Below are 20,400 nucleotides of genomic sequence, written 5' to 3' on the forward strand. Positions count from 1 at the left end.
GAATCGTGGTTAATCGCTCATTTTTGGCGAAATACGATGAAAAAGCCCGAAAAACACGCGTTTTTCGGGCTAGAAGGTTATTTTTTTGCGTAATAAATGTTGAATTTATTGGTCTTATTTAGCGTCTCGCAATGACCGTATGCTTGTTCGATGATCGGCGGGTAGCGCAGGAAACTGTTGGCCACGATATAGAGTTCACCATGCTTTGCTTGATGTGCGGGACCTTGCTCAAGCAGGGTTTCAGTCGCGTTATAGCTAGTATCCAATCCTGAATGAAATGGGGGATTACTGATGATGAAATCGTAATCTTTGCCGGTATCCGAAAAGATATCGGATGCGTACACTTTGGCGTTAAGGCCGTTGGCGGCGAGAGTCGCTTGGCTTGATGCTACCGCTAAGGCGCTAACATCGATCATTTCCAGTTCAATGCTTGGATTGAGTTTGGCTAATACGCTGCCGATAACGCCAGCACCGCAGCCAAAATCTAAGGTTTTACCTTTAATTTCAGGCAGCGTGTCTAACAGTAAGCGGCTGCCGAGATCAAACTCACCGTGGCTAAATACGCCGGGTAAACTTTTGACCGTTAAAGACTGACCTTGATATTCCACTTGGTAAGTTTTAAACCAATCGTCGAGCTGAAATGGTTTGGGAACTTGCTGACATTGTCCCCAGTAGAAAGAGCAACGACGTGCTGAATCATACTTTTTCACGCTGCCGTATTGGCTAAATTGCTTTTCAATACTTTTGATTCCGGAGCGGTTTTCACCAACGACGACAATTTCACATCCAGCGCCCAATTGACTCATGAGCATTGATAGCAAGAAGTCGGCTTCTGCTTTGGCTTTTGGCCAGTAGAGCAGCAACATGTCTGCGGGTTGTTGGCTCTGCCACTCGGCGCCAAAGCATACATTCAGCTCAGAATAGTTGCGCAACTGGCGATAATAACCGTAGTGGGTGGTAAACACGGATACAGACTCACAGTGGCGTGCGAGTTCGACCGGAAAGAGGTCTTCAATTTCGCCAGCGACGAGAACGTTTTTACCAGCAAAATAGTCGATCTGACGTTGCGCGATTTGGCTTGGGGCTGTGTAGGCAGACATAAATACTTCGTTGCAATGAGATTGGGGGCGATTTTCGCACAAAGCGCCCCCGGCTTGAAGTATTAGCTTTGATCTTGGTTATCGAGGAAGTGGGCGAATTCTTCTTCATACAAATTGAATAGCACGGTGGTAATGGCAAAAATCAGTGGCCCGTAAATTAAGCCAATTAAGCCAAACAGTTGCAAGCCACCCAGCAGTGAGAAGAAGATCATCAAGGTATTCATGCCGTTACTGCCTTGCATTAACAGCGGACGTAATAGGTTATCAATCGAACCAACTACCACAATGCTCCACACCGCAAGGAAAATCGCCCAGCTGGTATCGCCAGTGAAGAACAGATAAATCGCTGATGGAATCCAGATTAGCGCGGTACCGACCACAGGAATAAACGAGGCAAACGCCATCATGGTGCCCCAAAACAGCATCGGAAAACCTGTGATGCCCATACCGATACCGCCGGCGATGCCTTGTGCCAGAGCAGTGAGAAATGAGCCCATGACAGCAGACTTAGATACCTTCTCAATCTCTTCAAACAAACGGTCTTCTTGACTGCGAGAGAAAGGCAGAATGTGGCGCAAAATACTGAGAATGCGGTCGTGGTCGCGAAGCAAAAAGAACAACACAAACAGCATCAAAAAGAAATCGAGCAGGAAGTTGGTAGCATCACCGAGGATTTTGGCGCTAATACCGACTAATCGAGTCCCAAAACTGGAGGCAAACTTTGCTAGTTTCTGTGCTATCTCTTGCGGGCTCACAGCATCAAAAGGCAAATAATGATTAGCCCAATTGAGCGTATTGGTGACCCAAGGATGTTTGAATGCGGTCTGAATGCCGTCATGAGACACCCAGTCATAAATATTTTGCGATAGTACCGAGCCTTGCTGCACGATAGCGGATAATACAAACAGCAGCGGAATAACGATGATCACTGTGAGTACGATACAAGATAAAAATGCCGAAATATTTTTATGCGTAGGCAGTTTTTGTTCGATTTTCTCATGCAGAGGAAACATCAATAATGAGATGATAAACGCGAGAATGATCGAGTTGATGTAAGGCTCAAGCAGTTGATAACATGCAAACATCGCTGCGAGTAGCGCGATGATCAATACCCAATGGCTTGATGAAATTTTTATGTTGTCTCTCACTGAGTTAGTCCAGTCATTGGTTGGAATGGGAGTATAATGACCGCAAAGTGGTTTGTTAGCAATGGAGCGAAATAAAAATGGGATGTTGTGATAAAGGTGGCGATTGCTGCGGTAGTAAACCTAAAACCAGCAAGCGTATTCCGTGGTTTGCGTTAGTGGTTGGCGTGTTAGTGGTGCTGGTGGCATTAAATTGGCAATAAATCAGGCCACCGAAGTGGCCTGAGCGGTACTGATACTCGTAAAGTTAAGCTTCTGCTTCTTGAGCGATTTGCGCAAAACTGCGCTCTGCGGCTTCAAGAGTGGCTTCAATCTCTTTTGAGCCGTGTGCCAGTGAAGTAAAGCTTGCTTCAAATGCTGATGGCGCTAAGTACACGCCGTAACCAAGCATCAAGTGGAAGAAGCGTTTAAAGCGTTCTACATCGCACTGTGTCACGTGTTCATAGCAAGTGACTTCTGGCTGATCGGTAAAGAAGAACCCGAACATGCCACCAACTTGGTTAACCACCAAAGGAATGCTGTATTTGTCAGCTAATTCTTTAAAACCATCAGCAAGTTGCTTAGTTTTTGCTGCTAAGCGTTTCTCGTTGCCTTCTTCTTTAAGCATGTTCAAACATGCGTAACCTGCCGCCATGGCCACAGGGTTGCCTGATAGCGTACCAGCTTGATAGACAGGACCGGTTGGCGCAATGTGCTGCATCACATCTTTACGGCCACCAAATGCGCCGACTGGCATACCGCCGCCGATAACTTTACCAAGTGTGGTGAGATCTGGTTTGATGTTGTAGTGGGCCTGAGCGCCACCTAAAGCGACGCGAAAACCAGTCATCACTTCATCAAAGATCAGCAGTGCGCCTTCTTGGTCACAAATTTCACGCAGACCTTCGTGGAAGCCCGCAACCGGAGGAATACAGTTCATGTTACCGGCAACCGGTTCAACGATGATACATGCGATTTCACCTTGGTTGGCAGCAAATAGCTCACGCACCGAGTCAAGGTCGTTAAAGGTGGCAGTTAGTGTGTACTTGGCAAAGTCCGCAGGTACGCCAGGCGAGCTTGGTTGGCCTAATGTCAACGCACCAGAACCTGCTTTTACTAACAAGCTGTCCGCGTGACCGTGGTAACAACCTTCAAATTTGATGATTTTGTCACGACCTGTATAACCGCGAGCGAGACGAATCGCACTCATAGTGGCTTCGGTACCTGAGCTCACCATACGAATTTGTTCCATTGAAGGTACCAATTCGCTGACCAATTCCGCCATGCTGATTTCGAGCTCGGTTGGCGCGCCAAAACTGAGCCCGCGCTGAGCTGCTTCAATTACCGCTTCACGAATTACCGCATGGTTATGACCGAGGATCATCGGGCCCCAGGAGCCAACGTAATCGATATAAGCTTTACCGTCTGCATCAAAGATCAACGCACCGTCTGCACGCTCGATAAACAAAGGTGAACCACCAACACCGTTAAAGGCGCGTACAGGTGAGTTAACACCACCAGGAATACGTTGCTGTGCTTTTTCATAAAGCTCTGCGGATTTGGTCATTGGTATATCCTCTTTTGATTGCTCGGACCAATTTGCTGGGCATTGTACCTGCCCAGACCGAGACGAGAAATGATAACTTGGAAATAATCGCCAAATTGATGAAAAAAACGTCGCCGAATAAGAAAAACCTTTAACAAATGGCTTTGTTATTGGTGAATACTTGAACGCAGAACTCAGGTATTAGATAATTAGCGGATTGCAAAGAATGATGTGCGGTTGAATATGTCATGAATGGCAATAAATTCAACACACTAAAAATAAGAGAGGTCGTCGTGAGCGAAGTCAATGTCCCGTTAACGTTTTCCAATGCAGCGGCAACGCGTGTGAAAGCCTTAATTGCTGAAGAAGAAAATCCTGAGCTTAAATTGCGTGTGTACATCACAGGCGGAGGCTGTAGCGGCTTTCAATACGGTTTCACGTTTGATGAAAACGTTAATGATGGCGATACCACGATCGTCAACAGCGGTGTCACTCTAGTGGTAGACCCGATGAGTCTGCAATACTTGATTGGTGGTGAAGTCGATTATACCGAGGGCCTTGAAGGTTCACGTTTCTTCGTCAATAACCCAAATGCGACCACTACCTGTGGTTGCGGCGCGTCTTTCAGCGTGTAATTCAAGGTTTTGCAAAGTAAAAAGCACTGACTTGGTCAGTGCTTTTTTTGTATCGGAATTATGGTGTTATTGTTTGGCCAGTAATTCACTGTAGCGTTCTAGTTTGTTCAAGCGCAATTTAGCGTTGGCAATAAAGGTGGTTTTGTTTTGCCCGGTGAGTGAGGCTGATTGCGGCAGCGAAACCGTTCTTGGGTTTTTATGTACCCCATTGACTAAGAACTCATAATGCAGGTGCGGGCCGGTAACTCGTCCGGTGCCACCCAGAGTACCGATGGTTTGGCCCTGTTTAACCCGTTGACCCGTTTTGACTTTGCGCTTGGTAAGGTGAAGGTACTTAGTCACATAGGTGCTGCTGTGACGAATGAATACATAATTACCATTGAATTGGTTATAGCTGGATTTGAGTACCACACCATCACCCGCCGCCCAAATTGGCGTGCCCACCGGTGCGACGTAATCGGTGCCACGGTGCGGCTTCACTTGCCCAGTTACTGGGTGGAGACGGCGCGGGTTAAAGTTAGAGCTGACGCGACGAAAATCGAGTGGCGAGCGTAAGAAGGCTTTCTTCATAGCGCGACCATTTTCGTCGTAGTAGTTTTCACTGTGATCATCGAACACCGCTTTGAACGTTTGACCTTGGTTGGTGAAAATTGCCGCCATGATTTTTCCGCGGCCAATCACTTCCCCTTCCAACAACTCTTCTTGGTATAACACTTTAAATTGGTCGCCTTTGCGAATGTCGAGGGCGAAGTCGATATCCCAACCAAAGATTTTAGCTATTTCGATAATTTGGTTGGCGGTCAGGCCGGCAGAACGACCAGCATTCCAAAAGCTCGATTCAATCGAGGCTTGAGCATAATTGTATTGATAGTGGACTTCCTTTTTCTCGAGCTCAGAGACAAAACCAGTGTCGGCTTTGGTGATAATAAAGGTTTCATAAGGGCTTAAGCTGCGTTTAAGTTGAACCAATTCGTGGTCTGAATCAAAGCCAAACATCAGCACATCATTAGGCCTTAAATGCGTCAGCTGTTGTTTGATGTCTTTATCAGCCGAAGTAAGTTGATAAAGAAGTCGGGATGAAAGCCCTAAACGTTTGAAAAGTAGCGCAGCGCTTTCGCCGCTTTGCACAGTATGTTTTTCCCAACTGAGCTGAGCGGCTGACGGCGGCGCTTCAGGTGTGGTTAAATTTTCGAGGTTAATATCGACCGCATAGGGCTGGCCAATCTGATAAAAACTCGTCTCTTGATGCAAACTTCGCGGTGAAGGCAGAAAAAATGCGAAGATCATGAATACAAAACAAAGGGTAATTAAGACCCGGTGGAGCCTAGGTAAACGAGTAAAAATAGATAACATTATAAAATCGTATCGTTAAAATCATAAAAAACGGCTCTGTTAAGTCTAACTGGTTTCAAAAAGCATCGCTATTCAAGTAAGATGTGGAATTATCAAATTTTTGCCAAATCTGTGGGAGAGAACAAGAATGGCGAGTATTGAAGCAGCACTGGCCGAGATAAAGCGTGGTGTGGAAGAATTAATTCCTGAAGAAGAGTTAATTGCAAAGCTGAAAGAAGGGCGTCCTCTTCGTATTAAGTTAGGCGCGGATCCAACCGCACCCGATATCCATCTAGGTCACACAGTGATCTTTAACAAGTTACGTACGTTTCAAGAACTTGGTCATGATGTGACGTTTTTGATTGGTGACTTTACCGGTATGGTCGGTGACCCTACGGGTAAAAACACCACTCGCCCACCGTTGACGCGTGAAGACGTTCTGCGTAATGCCGAAACCTACAAAGAGCAAGTGTTTAAGATTCTTGATCCAGCCAAGACCAAAATCGAGTTCAACTCATCATGGTTATCTGAACTGGGCGCGGAAGGCATGATTCGTCTTGCGGCGAATCAAACTGTTGCTCGTATGCTGGAACGTGACGATTTCAAAAAGCGTTACGCGAATGGCCAGCCTATTGCGATTCATGAGTTTATGTACCCGCTACTGCAAGGTTATGACTCAGTTGCGATGGAAACTGACGTAGAACTTGGCGGTACAGACCAGAAATTTAACTTGTTGATGGGCCGTGAGCTACAAAAAGCCAACGGTCAGAAACCGCAAGTAGTATTGATGATGCCATTGTTGGTCGGCTTAGACGGTGAGAAGAAGATGTCTAAGTCTGCGCATAACTACATCGGTATCAGCGAGTCGCCAAGTGAGATGTTCGGTAAGATCATGTCGATTTCTGACGTCCTGATGTGGAGCTACTACGAGCTACTGTCATTCCGCCCATTGGAAGAAATCGCGCAGTTTAAAGCCGACGTTGAAGCGGGTAAAAACCCTCGCGATATCAAGATCCTGCTAGCCAAAGAAATCATCGCTCGTTACCACTCTGAAGCCGATGCGGACGCCGCAGAACAAGAGTTCATCAATCGTTTCCAAAAAGGTGCGATGCCAGATGAGATGCCTGAGTTCACCTTCGAAGCGGGTATTCCAGTGAGCAATTTGCTTAAAGATGCCGGATTATGTGCATCAACTTCCGATGCGATGCGCATGGTTAAGCAAGGCGCGGCGAAGCTAGATGGTGAAAAGATCGCAGATGCGAAGTTCACCCCAGAGGCTGGAACATACGTGTTCCAAGTGGGTAAACGTAAATTTGCCCGAATTACGATTCAGTAATAAAGCCAGACATAAAAAAAGCGCCTTAGGCGCTTTTTTTATGTCGATTATTCGGCGTTGGGCGTATAGGTCTTAAAACGTAAAATAAACCAAGTTTCAAACACTAACAGACTAATGATCGCGTATTGCCAATGGGTTCCGTAAGCAACAAAATACAGTACGCTGCCCATCGATAGCCAAATTAAGATCAGAGACTGCCATTTTTCGCGTCGAGTCAGGCCTTGCTTATCTTTAAGGCGACGCGCGATAGGACCAAGGGTTTTATGTTCAAGTAACCATTGCTGAAATTGTGGTGAAGAACAACCAAAGCAATAGAGAGCCAGCAAAATGAATGGCACGGTCGGTAGCAAGGGGACGGTGACACCAATTAAGCCAAGAATTACACATGTCCAGCCAACGCAGCTATATCCTTTACGTTTGATGGCTTGTTTTCGGGAGTTCGCTTGGTTCATAACTCTCAATTTAGTTTGCATTTGATACTAGTAGTATCGTCATCGCAATATTGATAAGCAAATAGATTTCAGCAATAGATAAATTTGGCTGCTTTTATTAACCAGTTTTGCTATAATCCGCCGCGCTGCCAGTTGGGCAGTTTATTTGGAGATTTTCATGAACAATACCGACCATCCTCCTAGTACGAAGGGAGAAAAATAACCGTATTTGGTATTGATATCATGATCTCTACCTTGCGGTAGGGTGCTTCTGTTTTACTTCCCCTTCATTTTTCTCCACTTCTTTCTAGTCAGAAATATTCGTAACTCACCAATCTAAATCACAGGTTTTGCGTGAGTGACTTTGTTTCGATGGTCGTTACCTATCAGCTAATCGGGAGATTTGCCATGACGGTAATGAGCAATACTTATTTCGACAACCGTAACCATTTTTCTAAACAGGAAATTGGAGCAGCACGCAATGCATGGTTGCGCTACGAGCGTCAGCAACAACTGCATTTACTTAATGTGATGCCAATTGATGAAGCTGTGGCTATTTTGCAACATTGCAGCATCAGTTATGCACAAAAAATGATTTTGGCTTTGGAAGCCCAAGGCAAGCAGTCACGTGCCAATCATTATGCTAAACAGCTTGGATTGAAGACTTCTAAGCAGCTTAAACCGAACTGGTGGCGCAAGATGATCAGCAAGCCGCTACGTATTGTCCTTACTTGCGGGCTATTGAGTTTGGCATCAGGTGCAAGCGCTTATATGTATTGGTAAACGCATTTTTATACTAATAACAAAGATAAAAGACCTTATCGGGAATCGATAAGGCCTTTTTGATCGAACTATTTTTTCGCTGTGGCTTGGCTGGCGTTGATAATTCTTTCGTACAGTTGCTGTTCAAATAGAGCCAGTGGTGTCTGCGTAGCACTTTGCGTGGGCTGCGGATAATAATCCGTCACATACTGAACAAACATCGTCTTTGGTTTGCCAAAGCTGTCGAGCGCAAAGCCGGCCATATTATGGCTGCCGTACAAAGATCCACTTTTGGCCACGATGTTACTTTGTACTGGTGCTCGGCGCATGCTGCTGCGATATTTCAAGGTGCCATCGACACCAGCGATAGGCATATGTGAGATCAAATTTAAGCTCTGATCATTTTGCCAAATGTAACGAAGCACGTTACTCATCATTTTTACTGTCATGCGGTTATTGCGTGACAACCCAGAACCATCCGCCATGGGCACATTTTCTAGATCGATACCAGCACGAGCAAACAATACCTGTTTGATCGCTTCCGTGCCGTTGGTAAAGCTGCCTGATTGAATATAAAAATGCGCACCAATGGTTTTGGTTAAACTGTCTGCAATCAGGTTATCGGAATTTTTCAGCATGCTATCAAGCAGTTGATCGAGATTTTCTGATTGATGGATCACTAAGGTTTCGATGCGTCGCCCCGGCGCTTTGCCGATTTTGATTTGACCATCGAGCTGAATTCCAAGCTGGCGCAGCTGGGCATAGATAACTTGTGAGGCGTACAAATTCGGGTTTTGCACGGCAAAACGCAGTGGCAGAGGTTTGTTGCGCTCGACTAAGCAGCCTTGAAGCTGGTAATGATTTTCTTGAGTTGGGAGTAATTCCAAGTCGCATTGAGCACTTTCTTGGCCTGCTTTGGTGACGGTAATCGCCTTGGTGGTAACTTGAATAGGGTAATGCTTTGGTACAAAAACGCGAGTTTTACCATTGTCTTGAGTGTAAATCGACGACTCTATGCAGTTGCCATCGATGATCGCAGAACTTGCTGGAGCGCTATAGCACACACCGAGAATATCCCAAGGAGAGCCAACCGCTCGGTCGTAGCCAGAAAAGGCATCGACGTCTAGCCAAATATCACCACGGATATGTTCTAGACCTTGCTTTTTGGCTTGTTCAAGCATTGATTTCAGATGTTCTGAACTGAGCGTCGGGTCACCTGAAAAGTGAAAGACCAGATCTTGACCAACTTGAGATAATTGAGTTTGATAGTGAAAATCATTGCCGAGCTCAAGCTTAGCCGCGAGGGCGGTCACCAGCTTTAGTGTGCTCGCTGGCGGGAAATACACCTCGTCGTTACTTTTCTCCAGCACCTCTCCGGAGGTGAGATCTTCAACGTACAGACCAACGCGAGTGCCTTCTGGTAATGGCGCAGTCGAATTAGATGCGAAGCTATAACTGGCGAAACACACAGAAAATAGGGTGGAGTAAATCAGAAGTCGAACACTATTGGTCATAAAAATGCTATGTAAAACGCCAGAAACAACAGCCAACAGTATACCTAGTAAAAAAAACGCCTGCTAGCAAGCAGGCGTCTTATCTTTATGACTTCAATCGAGTGATTGAATTTGATTAGAAGTCGAAACGTAGACCTAGAGCGATAGAGTCTTCAGAATCTGCTTTAGAAGCTGAACCGTTAGCGGTTGCTACTTCACCGATAGTATCGCCTTCGCTGATTAGGTTAAAGTTGTATGAAACATAACCACGGAAGTTAGGTTTGAAGTAGTAAGTTGCATCAATCGCGATGTTTTCTGCAGAAGTTTCATCGTTGGTTTCTGCGTTGTTGTACGTGGTAGTGAATACAGTGCGGTCGATAGTGTATGCCGCTGCAAATTCGTAACCAGTGTAGTCAACAGTATCTTTGGTTGTCTCGATTTGTTTTTCACCGTCAGTGAACAAGCCTGCTAGGTATAGGTCATCAAATGTCCAGTTCGCACCAACCATGTACTCGTTTGATTCGTCTTCAGACGCATAACCAGCACCTAGGTTGATACCTGTATTGCCTAGCGCTGCGATAGCTGAAACTGAGTAGCCGTCTGCATCGTTGTCGCCGCTTAAATCTTCGTCTGCATCAGCAAAACGGTAGCTTGCTTTCACGTTTAGGTTTTGGAAGCTGCCTTTGTACGCAATCATGTTATCAGTACGGTCTGCAACACCTAGTTTATCTGCAGCAGAGTTACCGTGGTAAGCCATGATATCGGTAAAGTCAGTGATAACACCGAGTGCACCTTCGGTTTTACCGTAAGCCACTTCACCAAAGTTGCCACCTAGACCAGCGTAAGCAAGACGGTTAGTTAAGTCGCTTCCGTCTTCTGCATCTGTTGAGCCTTCATCGGCAGTAGTGAATTCGCCTTCCCAAACGCCAAGACCGTATAGGTTCTCGTTGATTTGAGCTTTACCAGTGAAGTTTAGACGAACGCGAGAGTTATCTGTTGCTTTTCCATCTTGTAGGAACAAACGTGCTTCAGCACGACCACCCATGGTCAAAGTGTTGCCGTCTTGGTTGTAAAGTTCCGCGGCATTTACACCTGTCGCCACTGCTGCGGCTGATACTGCTAGAGCAATCAGAGTCTTGTTCATTTTATTAGTCCTAATTTACTGTCCATAAATAAATTTGTGTTAGGGAACTCACTTCAATTATTCAGAGCGCCCTATGGGGAAATCCTCAACCAACCTTCTTATATCTAAGACCTTGAGAAAATATAGAAAAGGTCGAACTAGCGCCAAGGAATCGTGGTGCTAGTTGTAACTCTAAAGTTCCGTAAGTAGATAGTAAAATGATATAAATTTCACTATTGAACGGTGTTTTATTTTTGTCGCTAAAAATATCAAAATACTGTTTTGAAAGGTTTTTTATGTATTTTTACTGATTTTTTTTCGCGGTGATATTTTAGTTTTTTTTAGTTAAATAACTATTTATATGCTCAAAATTGACCACAGTTATGAATTTGCCTAAATTCGTAACCTTTCATATTTTTTGAACCAGATCACACCCACTGGAATTTGAGTGATTTCGGCGCTAACTTTGTTTACACTACAAGAAATTGAATATTCACCACACTACCTAACCTCACAGGGTTGGGTAGTTTTATTTTGTCCAAAAATTACTTTGGCATAGAGGTATGAAATGGAAAAAGTCCCAATGACAGTGAGTGGCGAAGCTCAGCTACGCCAAGAACTTGATAGACTGCTAAAACTCCGCCCACAAATTTCACAAGCCATTGCTGAGGCGCGCGAGCTAGGCGATTTAAAAGAGAATGCAGAATACCATGCCGCTCGTGAAGAGCAGGGTATTTGCGAAGCGCAAATCCGCGATATTGAATACAAGCTATCGGTTGCTCAAGTGATCGATGTGACCAAGATGGAAAATACCGGTAAGGTTATTTTTGGCACAACAGTAACGCTTATCGATATTGATACCGACGAAGAGAAGAAATTTCAGATCGTTGGCGACCATGAAGCGGACATCAAAGCTGGGCGTATCTCGGTGAGTTCACCAATGGCGCGTGGTTTGATTGGTAAGATGGAAGGCGACGAAGTGTCGATTACCACTCCAGGTGGTGTTAAAGACTACGAAATCGATCGTGTCGATTATATCTAACCTCGAGTTGGGTCTCGTATATCTTCATTAAACGCCTCAGAAAATAAAAAAGGTCGTATCTACGACCTTTTTTTAATACCGAACACAGCAAATTATTTACGTGGTAACTCGATTTTTCGCTCTTCGCTTTGGCGATAAAGCACTAACGTTTTACCAATCACTTGAACTTTTTCTGCTTTGGTTTCACGCACAATCGCGTCAACAATCAAGTTTTTCGTGTCGCGATCTTCAGAGGCGACTTTCACCTTGATCAGTTCATGATGGTCCAGCGCGATTTCAATTTCCGCCAGCACAGCTTCGGTTAAGCCGTTTGCGCCCATCAGTACGACAGGTTTGAGGTTGTGAGCTAGACCTTTAAGATGCTGCTTTTGTTTGGTGCTTAGGTTCATTACGCGGCCAATTTTATTTACTATTAGGGTTGAAAAACTGCATTTTAACGCCATCTATCCCACAAGACTATAATTTATTGGGCTAGAGCGCACGCTACCGGTCAAAACGAATGAGTAAACAAAAACACTCAGCCAGCTCTGGTCGCTGGTTGAAGGAACATTTTGATGACAAGTATGTGAATGAGGCTAAGAAAAAAGGCTATCGTTCTCGTGCTATTTTCAAAATTGAAGAGATTCAAAATAAAGACAAGCTACTGAAACATGGAATGACGGTTGTCGATCTTGGCGCGGCCCCTGGTGGCTGGTCTCAGTATGCAGCAGGAATTGTTGGTGATGAAGGGCAAGTGATAGCTTGTGATATTTTGCCGATGGATTCGATTGCTGGTGTGGCTTTTTTGCAAGGCGATTTTCGTGAAGAAGCTGTGCTTGATGCACTACTCGAACGTATTCAACCGGACATGGTCGATGTCGTGATGTCGGATATGGCGCCCAATATGGCAGGCAATTTATCCGTTGACCAACCTCGTGCAATGTATCTGGTTGAGCTAGCATTAGATATGTGTCGACAAGTTCTGGCACCTAATGGTAGTTTTGTGGTCAAAGTCTTCCAAGGTGAAGGTTTTGACCAGTATGTGAAAGATGTCCGTGACATGTTTAACGCGGTGAAGATTCGTAAACCGGATTCCTCTCGTGCTCGTTCACGTGAAGTTTATATTGTAGCCACTGGTTACAAAGGTTAACTATTTAGCTCCCCGAAGCTAAGGTTTACCCTATAGCTACAGTTTATAATCTGTAGTACCCTACCTTTTAATTACAATTAGTTATCGAGAGGCTGACACCTTGAGTGACATGGCAAAAAATTTAATTTTGTGGCTCGTAATCGCTGTCGTATTGATGTCTGTTTTCCAGAGCTTTGGTCCTGGAGAGAGCAACGGCAGAGCGGTTGATTATACGACCTTTGTACAAGAAGTTGGCCAAGGCCAGATTCAAGAAGCAACCTTTAAAGACAGTGAAATCACGTTTACCCGTCGTGGCAGCGGTGCGCGCAACGTAACCTACATGCCTGTTTATGATCAAAAGCTTCTCGATGATTTGATTAATCAAAACGTCAAAGTTCAGGGTACTCCTCCTGAAGAACAAAGCTTACTTGGCACCATCTTTATTTCATGGTTCCCAATGATTCTGCTGATCGGCGTTTGGATCTTCTTTATGCGCCAAATGCAAGGCGGTGGTGGTAAAGGCGCGATGTCGTTCGGTAAGAGCAAAGCGCGCATGATGAGCGAAGAGCAAATCAAGACCACTTTCGCGGATGTTGCAGGCTGTGATGAAGCTAAAGAAGACGTTAAAGAACTGGTGGATTATCTTCGCGATCCAAGTCGCTTCCAAAAACTTGGCGGTAAAATTCCAACTGGTGTGTTGATGGTTGGTCCTCCAGGTACTGGTAAAACCTTGTTAGCAAAAGCGATTGCTGGTGAAGCCAAGGTGCCGTTCTTTACTATCTCTGGTTCTGACTTCGTTGAAATGTTTGTTGGTGTCGGTGCCTCTCGTGTACGTGACATGTTTGAACAAGCGAAAAAGGCCGCGCCTTGTATCATCTTTATTGACGAAATCGATGCTGTAGGTCGCCAACGTGGCGCGGGTGTCGGTGGTGGTCACGATGAACGCGAACAAACACTAAACCAAATGCTGGTTGAGATGGATGGCTTTGAAGGTAATGAAGGTATTATCGTCATCGCGGCAACCAACCGACCAGATGTTCTTGACCCTGCCTTACTTCGTCCTGGTCGTTTTGACCGCCAAGTTGTGGTTGGCCTACCGGATGTGCGTGGCCGTGAACAAATTCTTAAAGTACATATGCGCAAAGTGCCACTGGCTGGCGACGTTGAGCCGTCTTTGATTGCTCGCGGTACGCCTGGCTTCTCTGGTGCTGATCTTGCTAACTTAGTTAACGAAGCAGCATTGTTTGCAGCCCGTGGCAACAAACGCAATGTATCAATGGTTGAGTTTGAATTAGCCAAAGACAAAATCATGATGGGTGCTGAGCGCCGCTCGATGGTCATGACTGATGACATTAAAGAGTCAACCGCTTATCACGAAGCAGGACACGCAGTTGTTGGTCGATTGGTTCCTGAACATGATCCAGTGTACAAAGTTTCGATCATTCCTCGTGGTCGTGCTCTTGGTGTCACTATGTATCTTCCAGAACACGACCGCATCAGTATGTCGCGTCAACATCTTGAATCGATGATTTCAAGTTTGTACGGCGGACGTCTTGCTGAAGAACTTATCTACGGTAAAGAGAAAGTTTCAACGGGTGCTTCGAACGATATTGAACGCGCGACTGATATTGCACGTAAAATGGTGACTCAGTGGGGCTTCTCAGAAAAGCTGGGTCCGCTTCTCTATGCTGAAGAAGAGGGCGAAGTCTTCCTAGGTCGCAGCGTGACTCAGACCAAACATATGTCTGACGATACCGCCAAGCTTATCGACGACGAAGTCCGTCAAATCATCGATCGTAACTACGACCGTGCCAAGCAAATTATTCAAGACAATATGGATATCATGCATGCAATGAAAGATGCATTGATGAAGTATGAAACCATTGACGCTGGTCAGATTGACGACTTAATGGATCGTAAAGATGTGATTCGTGAGCCTGCCGGTTGGGGCGACAATGATCGTAGCGGTGGTTCAAGCAGTGCTCAGCCGCAAGCTGATGCTGAAAAAGAACAGCCAAAAGCTGCAGATGCAGAAACGTCAAAGCCAGCCGCTGATGCAGACGCCAATATCAGTGAATCTGCTGAAAAGAAAGACAGCGAGTAACTTTCTGTAGTAATCAAAACCCCGAGTTTACTCGGGGTTTTTCCGTTTAAGGACGACGAGTTTAAGCATGAAATTAGAAGCAAATAATCGAGTTCTCGATCTGACTCAACCTGTGGTAATGGGGATCTTGAACGTCACCCCGGACTCCTTTTCTGATGGTGGTCGTTTTAATAGTGTGGATACAGCGCTTGAGCGTGTTGAACAAATGGTCAAAGCCGGTGTGACTATTATTGATATTGGCGGAGAGTCAACGCGTCCTGGCGCACCGGAAGTCAGTGTGGAAGAGGAAATTGATCGTGTCGTCCCAGTGGTTAAAGCGATTCGAGAAAAATTCGATATTTGGTTATCCATCGACACCAGTAAAGCGGAAGTCATGCGATTAGCAATTGAAGCTGGGGCGGATATTATTAATGATGTGCGTTCGCTTACCGAACCGGGTGCACTTGAGGTGGTGGCGAAGGCGAATGTGCCAGTCTGTATCATGCATATGCAGGGCGAACCGAGCACTATGCAGCAAAATCCTCAATATCAGAATCTTCTGACTGAGGTGCATCAGTTTTTAGAAGAGCGCATTCAAATTTGTGTCGATGCAGGTATTAAACGTGAGAAGCTGATTCTAGACCCAGGATTTGGATTTGGAAAAACCGTGGAACATAACTACTCTATGCTGGCTCATTTGGAAGAGTTTCATCAATATAACCTGCCAGTATTGGCGGGAATGTCTCGTAAGTCTATGCTCTTCAAACTGTTAGATAAGCAACCCCAACAATGCATGGCAGCGAGTGTCGCCAGTGCGACGATCGCAGCGATGAAAGGGGCTCAAATTATTCGCGTTCACGATTTCGAAGAAACGCTTGATGCGGTTCGAGTGGTGAACGCTGTCTCAGCAAATTACTGAGGCCATAAAAATATAAAAAGGGTACATCATGTCAAATCAAAGACGTTATTTTGGAACTGATGGTGTTCGCGGTAAAGTGGGTCAATACCCAATCACCCCGGATTTCGTATTGAAGCTAGGTTGGGCTGCCGGACGTGTACTTGCAAAGCAAGGTACAAAGAAAGTTATCATTGGTAAAGACACGCGTATTTCAGGCTATATGCTGGAATCTGCGCTAGAAGCAGGGCTTGCCGCAGCAGGTCTTAAAGCTATCTTCACTGGGCCAATGCCAACCCCTGCGGTTGCGTATTTAACTCAGACATTTCGCGCGGAAGCGGGCATTGTTATTTCAGCCTCGCACAACCCGTACTACGATAATGGCATCAAATTCTTCTCGTCAGAAGGCACCAAACTGCCTGATGATATTGAACTCGCTATTGAAGCTGAATTAGATAAAGACATCGAATGTGTTGAATCTGCGATGCTTGGTAAAGCCGCACGTATGACCGATGCTGCGGGTCGTTATATCGAATTCTGTAAAAGCACTTTTCCACATAACTTGAGCTTGTCTTCGCTAAGAATTGTGGTGGACTGCGCTCACGGTGCGACGTATCACATTGCTCCAAGTGTTTTCAGTGAACTAGGCGCAGAGTTGGTGACTATGGGTGTTGAACCCAATGGCACTAACATCAATGACAAAGTCGGAGCAACCGATGTAACTGCGCTTCGCGCTAGAGTCATTGAAGAAAGAGCTGACCTTGGTATTGCCTTTGATGGCGATGGTGACCGAATCATTATGGTTGACCACAAAGGTAACAAAGTCGACGGTGACCAAATCGCGTATATTATTGCTCGCGAAGCTCAGCGCCGTGGCTCGTTAAAAGGCGGAGTAGTGGGTACTTTGATGACCAACCTCGGTATGGAGAACGGCCTCAAAGAGTTAGGTATTCCATTTGAACGTGCTGCGGTGGGCGATCGCTATGTCATGGAAAAACTGCTTGAAAATGATTGGCAGATTGGCGCTGAAAACTCAGGCCACGTCATTTTGCTAGATAAAGTGACGACGGGTGATGCCATTGTGGCGTCTTTGCAAGTGCTGCGCTCTATGGTGAGCACCAAAACGTCCCTTTACGATCTCTCTCAAGGCATGACGCTTTATCCGCAAGTGTTGGAAAACGTGCGTTTCGCTGGTGATTCTAACCCAATGGAGTCAGATGAAGTAAAAGCCGCAGTCGCTGAAGTGGAAGCTGAACTGGGTGATAAAGGCCGTGTACTACTGCGTAAATCAGGCACTGAGCCTTTGATTCGCGTTATGGTCGAAGGCGAAAGCACTGAACTGGTTCAGTTCTCTGCTCTAAAGATCGCCGAAGCGGTGAAATCAAACAGTTAATGTTTGGCCGAGTATCCTAATTATCTGGATACTCGGTGTTTTATTGGCGAACTTGCCCTTTTTTTGAGCATTTGATTCGTATCACGGGAAAAATTAATAAATACCTCTTGTCAGCGCTACTGGGTTCCGCTAGTATTGCTCCGCCTTCGCAGAGGAGGTCGCTAGCCTTGTTTAAGTAAATTAAACGGCGCTGGCTCAACAATTTGGAACATAGGTGGAAAAATGTTTACTGTTCTACTTGTGATTTACCTGTTGGCGGCGCTTGGTGTAATTGGCCTAGTGTTGATTCAGCAAGGTAAAGGCGCAGATATGGGAGCCTCATTCGGTGCAGGTGCTTCAAACACAGTTTTTGGCGCTGGCGGCTCTGGTAACTTTTTAACCCGAATGACTGCAATTTTTGCAATCGTATTTTTTGTCATCAGCTTAGTTCTTGGCAACATGTCGACTCACAAAACTGAGTCGAAGTGGGTAGACCCTTCAAAAGGCGTCACTATTGAGAAAAAAGCTGATGAATCAGTGAGTGAAGTTCCAGCCCCAACAGGCGAAGACATTCCTCAATAAGAATTCGCTGCCGAGATGGTGAAATTGGTAGACACGCTAGCATGAGGTGCTAGTGCCTTAGGTGTGAGGGTTCGAGTCCCTCTCTCGGCACCATTCTTTTACAAACTTGTAAAACACTTTGTGGAGCGTATAATTGCTCACAAGTCGGACGCGGGGTGGAGCAGCTTGGTAGCTCGTCGGGCTCATAACCCGAAGGTCGTCGGTTCAAATCCGGCCCCCGCAACCAATCTTTCTTTAAGAAAGTCGATTGGGCAAGTTTGCGCAGTGTTAACCCGCTGCGGGTTAAGTGAAGATTCACTTAACATTCAGGGTCCAGCAACAAAAAACCCCGACTTTCGGGGTTTTTTGTTATCTGACTTTTTGAAAGTCGGATAGTTGCTTGGTATTTAAATTGGGCTCTGAGCCCTTTTTTTGTTTCTGGAGTGGTTTAAATGACTGGTTTAGAAAGACAACTTACTGAATTGCTTGAAGCTCCGGTTTCAGCAGCTGGATATGAGTTAGTTGGATTAGAATTTATTCGTGCTGGCGAGCACTCAACATTGCGTATTTTTATCGATCATGAGAACGGCATTACAGTAGATGACTGTGCAGAAGTGAGTCATCAAGCAAGTGCGGTTCTTGATGTTGAAGATCCAATCTCAGTGGCTTACAACCTAGAAGTGTCTTCACCAGGTTTAGAACGTCCACTTTTTAAGCCAGCACATTATGAACAGTTTATTGGTCACGAGGTAAGCATCGTGTTGAAAATGGCGGTTGGTAATCGTCGTAAGTGGAAAGGTGAGATTCGCGCTGTTGATGGCGAGATGATTACGGTCCATGTCGATGGCCAAGACGAGCAGTTTGCTCTGAGCAATATTTCCAAAGCGAACCTGATCCCTAAATTTTAGTTCTCCTAGAGAAAAGAGCTGAAGAGGCTAATTAAATGAGTAAAGAGATTTTAGCGGTTGCAGAAGCGGTATCCAACGAAAAAGGTGTACCTCGTGAGCGTATTTTTGAAGCGTTAGAAATTGCGCTAGCAACGTCGACAAAAAAGAAGCATGAGATTGAAATCGATGTGCGTGTTGCTATCGATCGTAAAACTGGCGAATTTGAAACTTTCCGTCGCTGGTTAGTGGTTGAAGAAGTTGAGTTTCCAACTAAAGAGATTTCGCTTGAAGCAGCACAATACGATGATGAAACTGTGCAACTTGGCGACTATGTTGAAGATGAAATCGAATCTGTAACGTTTGATCGTATCACTACTCAGACAGCAAAACAGGTTATTGTACAAAAAGTGCGCGAAGCTGAGCGTGCTCAAATTGTCGAACAATTTATCGATAACGAAGGTGAGTTGGTGACTGGCGTGGTTAAGAAAGTTAACCGTGACACAATCATTCTTGACCTTGGTAACAATGCAGAAGCGGTGATTCTACGTGATGACCAATTACCACGTGAAAACTTCCGTCCTGGTGACCGTGTACGCGGCCTGCTTTACGCAGTACGTCCTGAAGCGCGTGGTTTCCAATTGTTTGTTACTCGTTCTAAACCCGAAATGTTGGCCGAACTATTCCGTGTTGAAGTTCCAGAAATCGCGGAAGAAATCATTGAACTGAAAGGCGCAGCACGCGATCCAGGTTCTCGTGCGAAAATCGCAGTGAAAACCAATGACCGTCGTATCGACCCTGTTGGTGCGTGTGTTGGTATGCGTGGTGCTCGTGTTCAAGCAGTTTCCGGTGAGCTTGGTGGTGAGCGTATCGATATTGTGTTGTGGGACGATAACCCTGCGCAATTTGTTATTAACGCAATGGCACCTGCCGATGTAGCTTCTATCATCGTTGATGAAGATGCTCACTCAATGGATATCGCCGTTGAAGCCGATAACCTAGCTCAAGCGATTGGCCGTAATGGTCAAAACGTTCGTCTAGCGTCTCAACTTTCTGGTTGGGAACTGAACGTAATGACGGTTGAAGATCTGCAGAAGAAACATGCAGAGGAATCTCAGGCGTCACGTGAAAACTTCATGAAGTATCTTGATATTGAAGAAGATTTCGCAGAGTTATTGGTCGAAGAAGGTTTCTCTACACTAGAAGAAATCGCTTATGTACCTGTAAACGAGCTGCTTGAAGTCGACGGCCTGAATGAAGAGTTGGTCGAAGAGCTACGTACACGTGCAAAAGATGCGTTAACAACGATTGCACTTGCTCAAGAAGAATCATTTGATGGCGTTGAGCCTGCTGATGACCTTCTAGCTCTTGACGGTCTCGAACGTGAAATGGCATTCAAACTGGCAGCGAAAGGTGTAGCAACACTAGAAGATCTCGCTGAACAGGGCATTGATGATCTAGAAGGTATCGAAGGTCTAACCGAAGAGCGTGCTGGAGAGTTAATCATGGCGGCTCGCAACATCTGTTGGTTCGGCGAAGACGCATAATTATTTCAGCAAGGGGGAGGAAGCGG

Annotated in this window: 20 protein-coding genes and 2 tRNA genes; 14 read left to right on the plus strand and 8 right to left on the minus strand. The window is 45.5% G+C overall.

What is annotated here, in order from left to right; genetic code table 11:
- Window positions 1–77: 77 nt before the first annotated feature.
- Together rsmC and BLS03_RS11190 are read right to left on the minus strand one after the other, a co-directional pair.
- Window positions 78–1,100 (minus strand): 16S rRNA (guanine(1207)-N(2))-methyltransferase RsmC, encoded by a 1,023-nt coding sequence (rsmC, locus tag BLS03_RS11185; protein WP_093273653.1) that lies wholly within the window; start codon window positions 1,098–1,100, stop codon window positions 78–80.
- Between the two features lie 62 nt (window positions 1,101–1,162).
- Window positions 1,163–2,248: an AI-2E family transporter gene (locus BLS03_RS11190; RefSeq protein ID WP_093273656.1), complete on the minus strand. Its 1,086-nt coding sequence runs from the start codon at window positions 2,246–2,248 to the stop codon at window positions 1,163–1,165.
- Window positions 2,249–2,325: 77 nt separating this feature from the next.
- Between BLS03_RS11190 and BLS03_RS26020 the strand changes: the two genes are divergently transcribed.
- Complete coding sequence (locus tag BLS03_RS26020) at window positions 2,326–2,448, plus strand: hypothetical protein (protein WP_281241229.1); 123 nt, start codon at window positions 2,326–2,328, stop codon at window positions 2,446–2,448.
- A gap of 44 nt (window positions 2,449–2,492) precedes the next feature.
- On the opposite strand, the gene hemL is transcribed toward BLS03_RS26020, so the two are convergent.
- The gene (gene hemL / locus BLS03_RS11195; RefSeq protein WP_093273659.1) at window positions 2,493–3,791 is read right to left on the minus strand and encodes a glutamate-1-semialdehyde 2,1-aminomutase; all 1,299 of its coding nucleotides are present in this window, start codon (window positions 3,789–3,791) and stop codon (window positions 2,493–2,495) included.
- Between the two features lie 272 nt (window positions 3,792–4,063).
- Between hemL and erpA the strand changes: the two genes are divergently transcribed.
- The gene (gene erpA / locus BLS03_RS11200) at window positions 4,064–4,405 is read left to right on the plus strand and encodes an iron-sulfur cluster insertion protein ErpA (RefSeq protein WP_093273661.1); all 342 of its coding nucleotides are present in this window, start codon (window positions 4,064–4,066) and stop codon (window positions 4,403–4,405) included.
- Between the two features lie 66 nt (window positions 4,406–4,471).
- Here the strand turns inward: erpA and shyC are convergent, their stop codons facing one another.
- Window positions 4,472–5,758 (minus strand): peptidoglycan DD-endopeptidase ShyC, encoded by a 1,287-nt coding sequence (shyC, locus tag BLS03_RS11205; RefSeq protein WP_093273664.1) that lies wholly within the window; start codon window positions 5,756–5,758, stop codon window positions 4,472–4,474.
- A gap of 127 nt (window positions 5,759–5,885) precedes the next feature.
- Here shyC and tyrS point away from each other — a divergent pair, with 127 nt between their 5' ends.
- The gene (tyrS, locus tag BLS03_RS11210; RefSeq protein ID WP_093273666.1) at window positions 5,886–7,073 is read left to right on the plus strand and encodes a tyrosine--tRNA ligase; all 1,188 of its coding nucleotides are present in this window, start codon (window positions 5,886–5,888) and stop codon (window positions 7,071–7,073) included.
- A gap of 47 nt (window positions 7,074–7,120) precedes the next feature.
- Here tyrS and BLS03_RS11215 read toward each other — a convergent pair whose 3' ends face one another.
- Window positions 7,121–7,525, minus strand: coding sequence for a YbaN family protein (locus BLS03_RS11215; RefSeq protein ID WP_093273669.1), 405 nt, complete (start codon window positions 7,523–7,525; stop codon window positions 7,121–7,123).
- 333 nt (window positions 7,526–7,858) lie between these two features.
- Between BLS03_RS11215 and BLS03_RS26190 the strand changes: the two genes are divergently transcribed.
- The gene (locus tag BLS03_RS26190) at window positions 7,859–8,287 is read left to right on the plus strand and encodes a magnesium transporter (RefSeq protein ID WP_143015621.1); all 429 of its coding nucleotides are present in this window, start codon (window positions 7,859–7,861) and stop codon (window positions 8,285–8,287) included.
- A gap of 68 nt (window positions 8,288–8,355) precedes the next feature.
- Here BLS03_RS26190 and dacB read toward each other — a convergent pair whose 3' ends face one another.
- Both dacB and BLS03_RS11230 read right to left on the minus strand, forming a co-directional pair.
- Window positions 8,356–9,780, minus strand: coding sequence for a serine-type D-Ala-D-Ala carboxypeptidase (gene dacB / locus BLS03_RS11225; protein ID WP_093273674.1), 1,425 nt, complete (start codon window positions 9,778–9,780; stop codon window positions 8,356–8,358).
- 115 nt (window positions 9,781–9,895) lie between these two features.
- The gene (locus BLS03_RS11230; RefSeq protein ID WP_093273676.1) at window positions 9,896–10,903 is read right to left on the minus strand and encodes a porin; all 1,008 of its coding nucleotides are present in this window, start codon (window positions 10,901–10,903) and stop codon (window positions 9,896–9,898) included.
- 547 nt (window positions 10,904–11,450) lie between these two features.
- On the opposite strand from BLS03_RS11230, the gene greA reads away from it, so the two are divergent.
- A complete protein-coding gene (greA, locus tag BLS03_RS11235) occupies window positions 11,451–11,924 on the plus strand; it encodes a transcription elongation factor GreA (protein ID WP_093273679.1) in 474 nt (157 codons plus the stop codon).
- A gap of 92 nt (window positions 11,925–12,016) precedes the next feature.
- Here greA and yhbY read toward each other — a convergent pair whose 3' ends face one another.
- Window positions 12,017–12,313 (minus strand): ribosome assembly RNA-binding protein YhbY, encoded by a 297-nt coding sequence (yhbY, locus tag BLS03_RS11240; RefSeq protein ID WP_093273681.1) that lies wholly within the window; start codon window positions 12,311–12,313, stop codon window positions 12,017–12,019.
- 110 nt (window positions 12,314–12,423) lie between these two features.
- Between yhbY and rlmE the strand changes: the two genes are divergently transcribed.
- From rlmE to nusA, 9 genes are all read left to right on the plus strand, one after another.
- A complete protein-coding gene (gene rlmE, locus BLS03_RS11245; protein WP_093273684.1) occupies window positions 12,424–13,053 on the plus strand; it encodes a 23S rRNA (uridine(2552)-2'-O)-methyltransferase RlmE in 630 nt (209 codons plus the stop codon).
- Window positions 13,054–13,162: 109 nt separating this feature from the next.
- Window positions 13,163–15,136 (plus strand): ATP-dependent zinc metalloprotease FtsH, encoded by a 1,974-nt coding sequence (gene ftsH / locus BLS03_RS11250; RefSeq protein WP_176765580.1) that lies wholly within the window; start codon window positions 13,163–13,165, stop codon window positions 15,134–15,136.
- 67 nt (window positions 15,137–15,203) lie between these two features.
- Complete coding sequence (gene folP, locus BLS03_RS11255; RefSeq protein ID WP_093273689.1) at window positions 15,204–16,034, plus strand: dihydropteroate synthase; 831 nt, start codon at window positions 15,204–15,206, stop codon at window positions 16,032–16,034.
- A 28-nt stretch (window positions 16,035–16,062) separates the two neighbouring features.
- Window positions 16,063–17,403, plus strand: a complete 1,341-nt coding sequence (gene glmM / locus BLS03_RS11260; protein WP_093273692.1) for a phosphoglucosamine mutase — start codon at window positions 16,063–16,065, stop codon at window positions 17,401–17,403.
- 222 nt (window positions 17,404–17,625) lie between these two features.
- Window positions 17,626–17,964: a preprotein translocase subunit SecG gene (gene secG, locus BLS03_RS11265; protein ID WP_093273694.1), complete on the plus strand. Its 339-nt coding sequence runs from the start codon at window positions 17,626–17,628 to the stop codon at window positions 17,962–17,964.
- Window positions 17,965–17,973: 9 nt separating this feature from the next.
- Window positions 17,974–18,057: transfer RNA gene (locus BLS03_RS11270), tRNA-Leu, on the plus strand.
- A gap of 56 nt (window positions 18,058–18,113) precedes the next feature.
- Window positions 18,114–18,190 (plus strand) — tRNA-Met (locus BLS03_RS11275).
- Between the two features lie 205 nt (window positions 18,191–18,395).
- Window positions 18,396–18,851, plus strand: coding sequence for a ribosome maturation factor RimP (gene rimP / locus BLS03_RS11280; RefSeq protein ID WP_093273697.1), 456 nt, complete (start codon window positions 18,396–18,398; stop codon window positions 18,849–18,851).
- A gap of 35 nt (window positions 18,852–18,886) precedes the next feature.
- Window positions 18,887–20,374, plus strand: a complete 1,488-nt coding sequence (gene nusA / locus BLS03_RS11285) for a transcription termination factor NusA (protein WP_093273699.1) — start codon at window positions 18,887–18,889, stop codon at window positions 20,372–20,374.
- Window positions 20,375–20,400 lie beyond the last annotated feature (26 nt).

This window comes from Vibrio xiamenensis (assembly GCF_900100015.1).
GTDB lineage: Bacteria > Pseudomonadota > Gammaproteobacteria > Enterobacterales > Vibrionaceae > Vibrio > Vibrio xiamenensis.

What these genes read in the sequence shown, in the direction of transcription:
- rimP (WP_093273697.1), top strand. Translation starts at nt 18,396, where the DNA reads ATGACTGGTTTAGAAAGACAACTTACTGAATTGCTTGAAGCTCCGGTT.
- shyC (WP_093273664.1), bottom strand. Translation starts at nt 5,758, where the DNA reads ATGTTATCTATTTTTACTCGTTTACCTAGGCTCCACCGGGTCTTAATT.
- greA (WP_093273679.1), top strand. Translation starts at nt 11,451, where the DNA reads ATGGAAAAAGTCCCAATGACAGTGAGTGGCGAAGCTCAGCTACGCCAA.
- BLS03_RS11215 (WP_093273669.1), bottom strand. Translation starts at nt 7,525, where the DNA reads ATGAACCAAGCGAACTCCCGAAAACAAGCCATCAAACGTAAAGGATAT.
- secG (WP_093273694.1), top strand. Translation starts at nt 17,626, where the DNA reads ATGTTTACTGTTCTACTTGTGATTTACCTGTTGGCGGCGCTTGGTGTA.
- tyrS (WP_093273666.1), top strand. Translation starts at nt 5,886, where the DNA reads ATGGCGAGTATTGAAGCAGCACTGGCCGAGATAAAGCGTGGTGTGGAA.
- rsmC (WP_093273653.1), bottom strand. Translation starts at nt 1,100, where the DNA reads ATGTCTGCCTACACAGCCCCAAGCCAAATCGCGCAACGTCAGATCGAC.
- nusA (WP_093273699.1), top strand. Translation starts at nt 18,887, where the DNA reads ATGAGTAAAGAGATTTTAGCGGTTGCAGAAGCGGTATCCAACGAAAAA.
- folP (WP_093273689.1), top strand. Translation starts at nt 15,204, where the DNA reads ATGAAATTAGAAGCAAATAATCGAGTTCTCGATCTGACTCAACCTGTG.
- dacB (WP_093273674.1), bottom strand. Translation starts at nt 9,780, where the DNA reads ATGACCAATAGTGTTCGACTTCTGATTTACTCCACCCTATTTTCTGTG.
- yhbY (WP_093273681.1), bottom strand. Translation starts at nt 12,313, where the DNA reads ATGAACCTAAGCACCAAACAAAAGCAGCATCTTAAAGGTCTAGCTCAC.
- BLS03_RS26020 (WP_281241229.1), top strand. Translation starts at nt 2,326, where the DNA reads ATGGGATGTTGTGATAAAGGTGGCGATTGCTGCGGTAGTAAACCTAAA.
- glmM (WP_093273692.1), top strand. Translation starts at nt 16,063, where the DNA reads ATGTCAAATCAAAGACGTTATTTTGGAACTGATGGTGTTCGCGGTAAA.
- BLS03_RS11230 (WP_093273676.1), bottom strand. Translation starts at nt 10,903, where the DNA reads ATGAACAAGACTCTGATTGCTCTAGCAGTATCAGCCGCAGCAGTGGCG.
- hemL (WP_093273659.1), bottom strand. Translation starts at nt 3,791, where the DNA reads ATGACCAAATCCGCAGAGCTTTATGAAAAAGCACAGCAACGTATTCCT.
- ftsH (WP_176765580.1), top strand. Translation starts at nt 13,163, where the DNA reads ATGGCAAAAAATTTAATTTTGTGGCTCGTAATCGCTGTCGTATTGATG.
- rlmE (WP_093273684.1), top strand. Translation starts at nt 12,424, where the DNA reads ATGAGTAAACAAAAACACTCAGCCAGCTCTGGTCGCTGGTTGAAGGAA.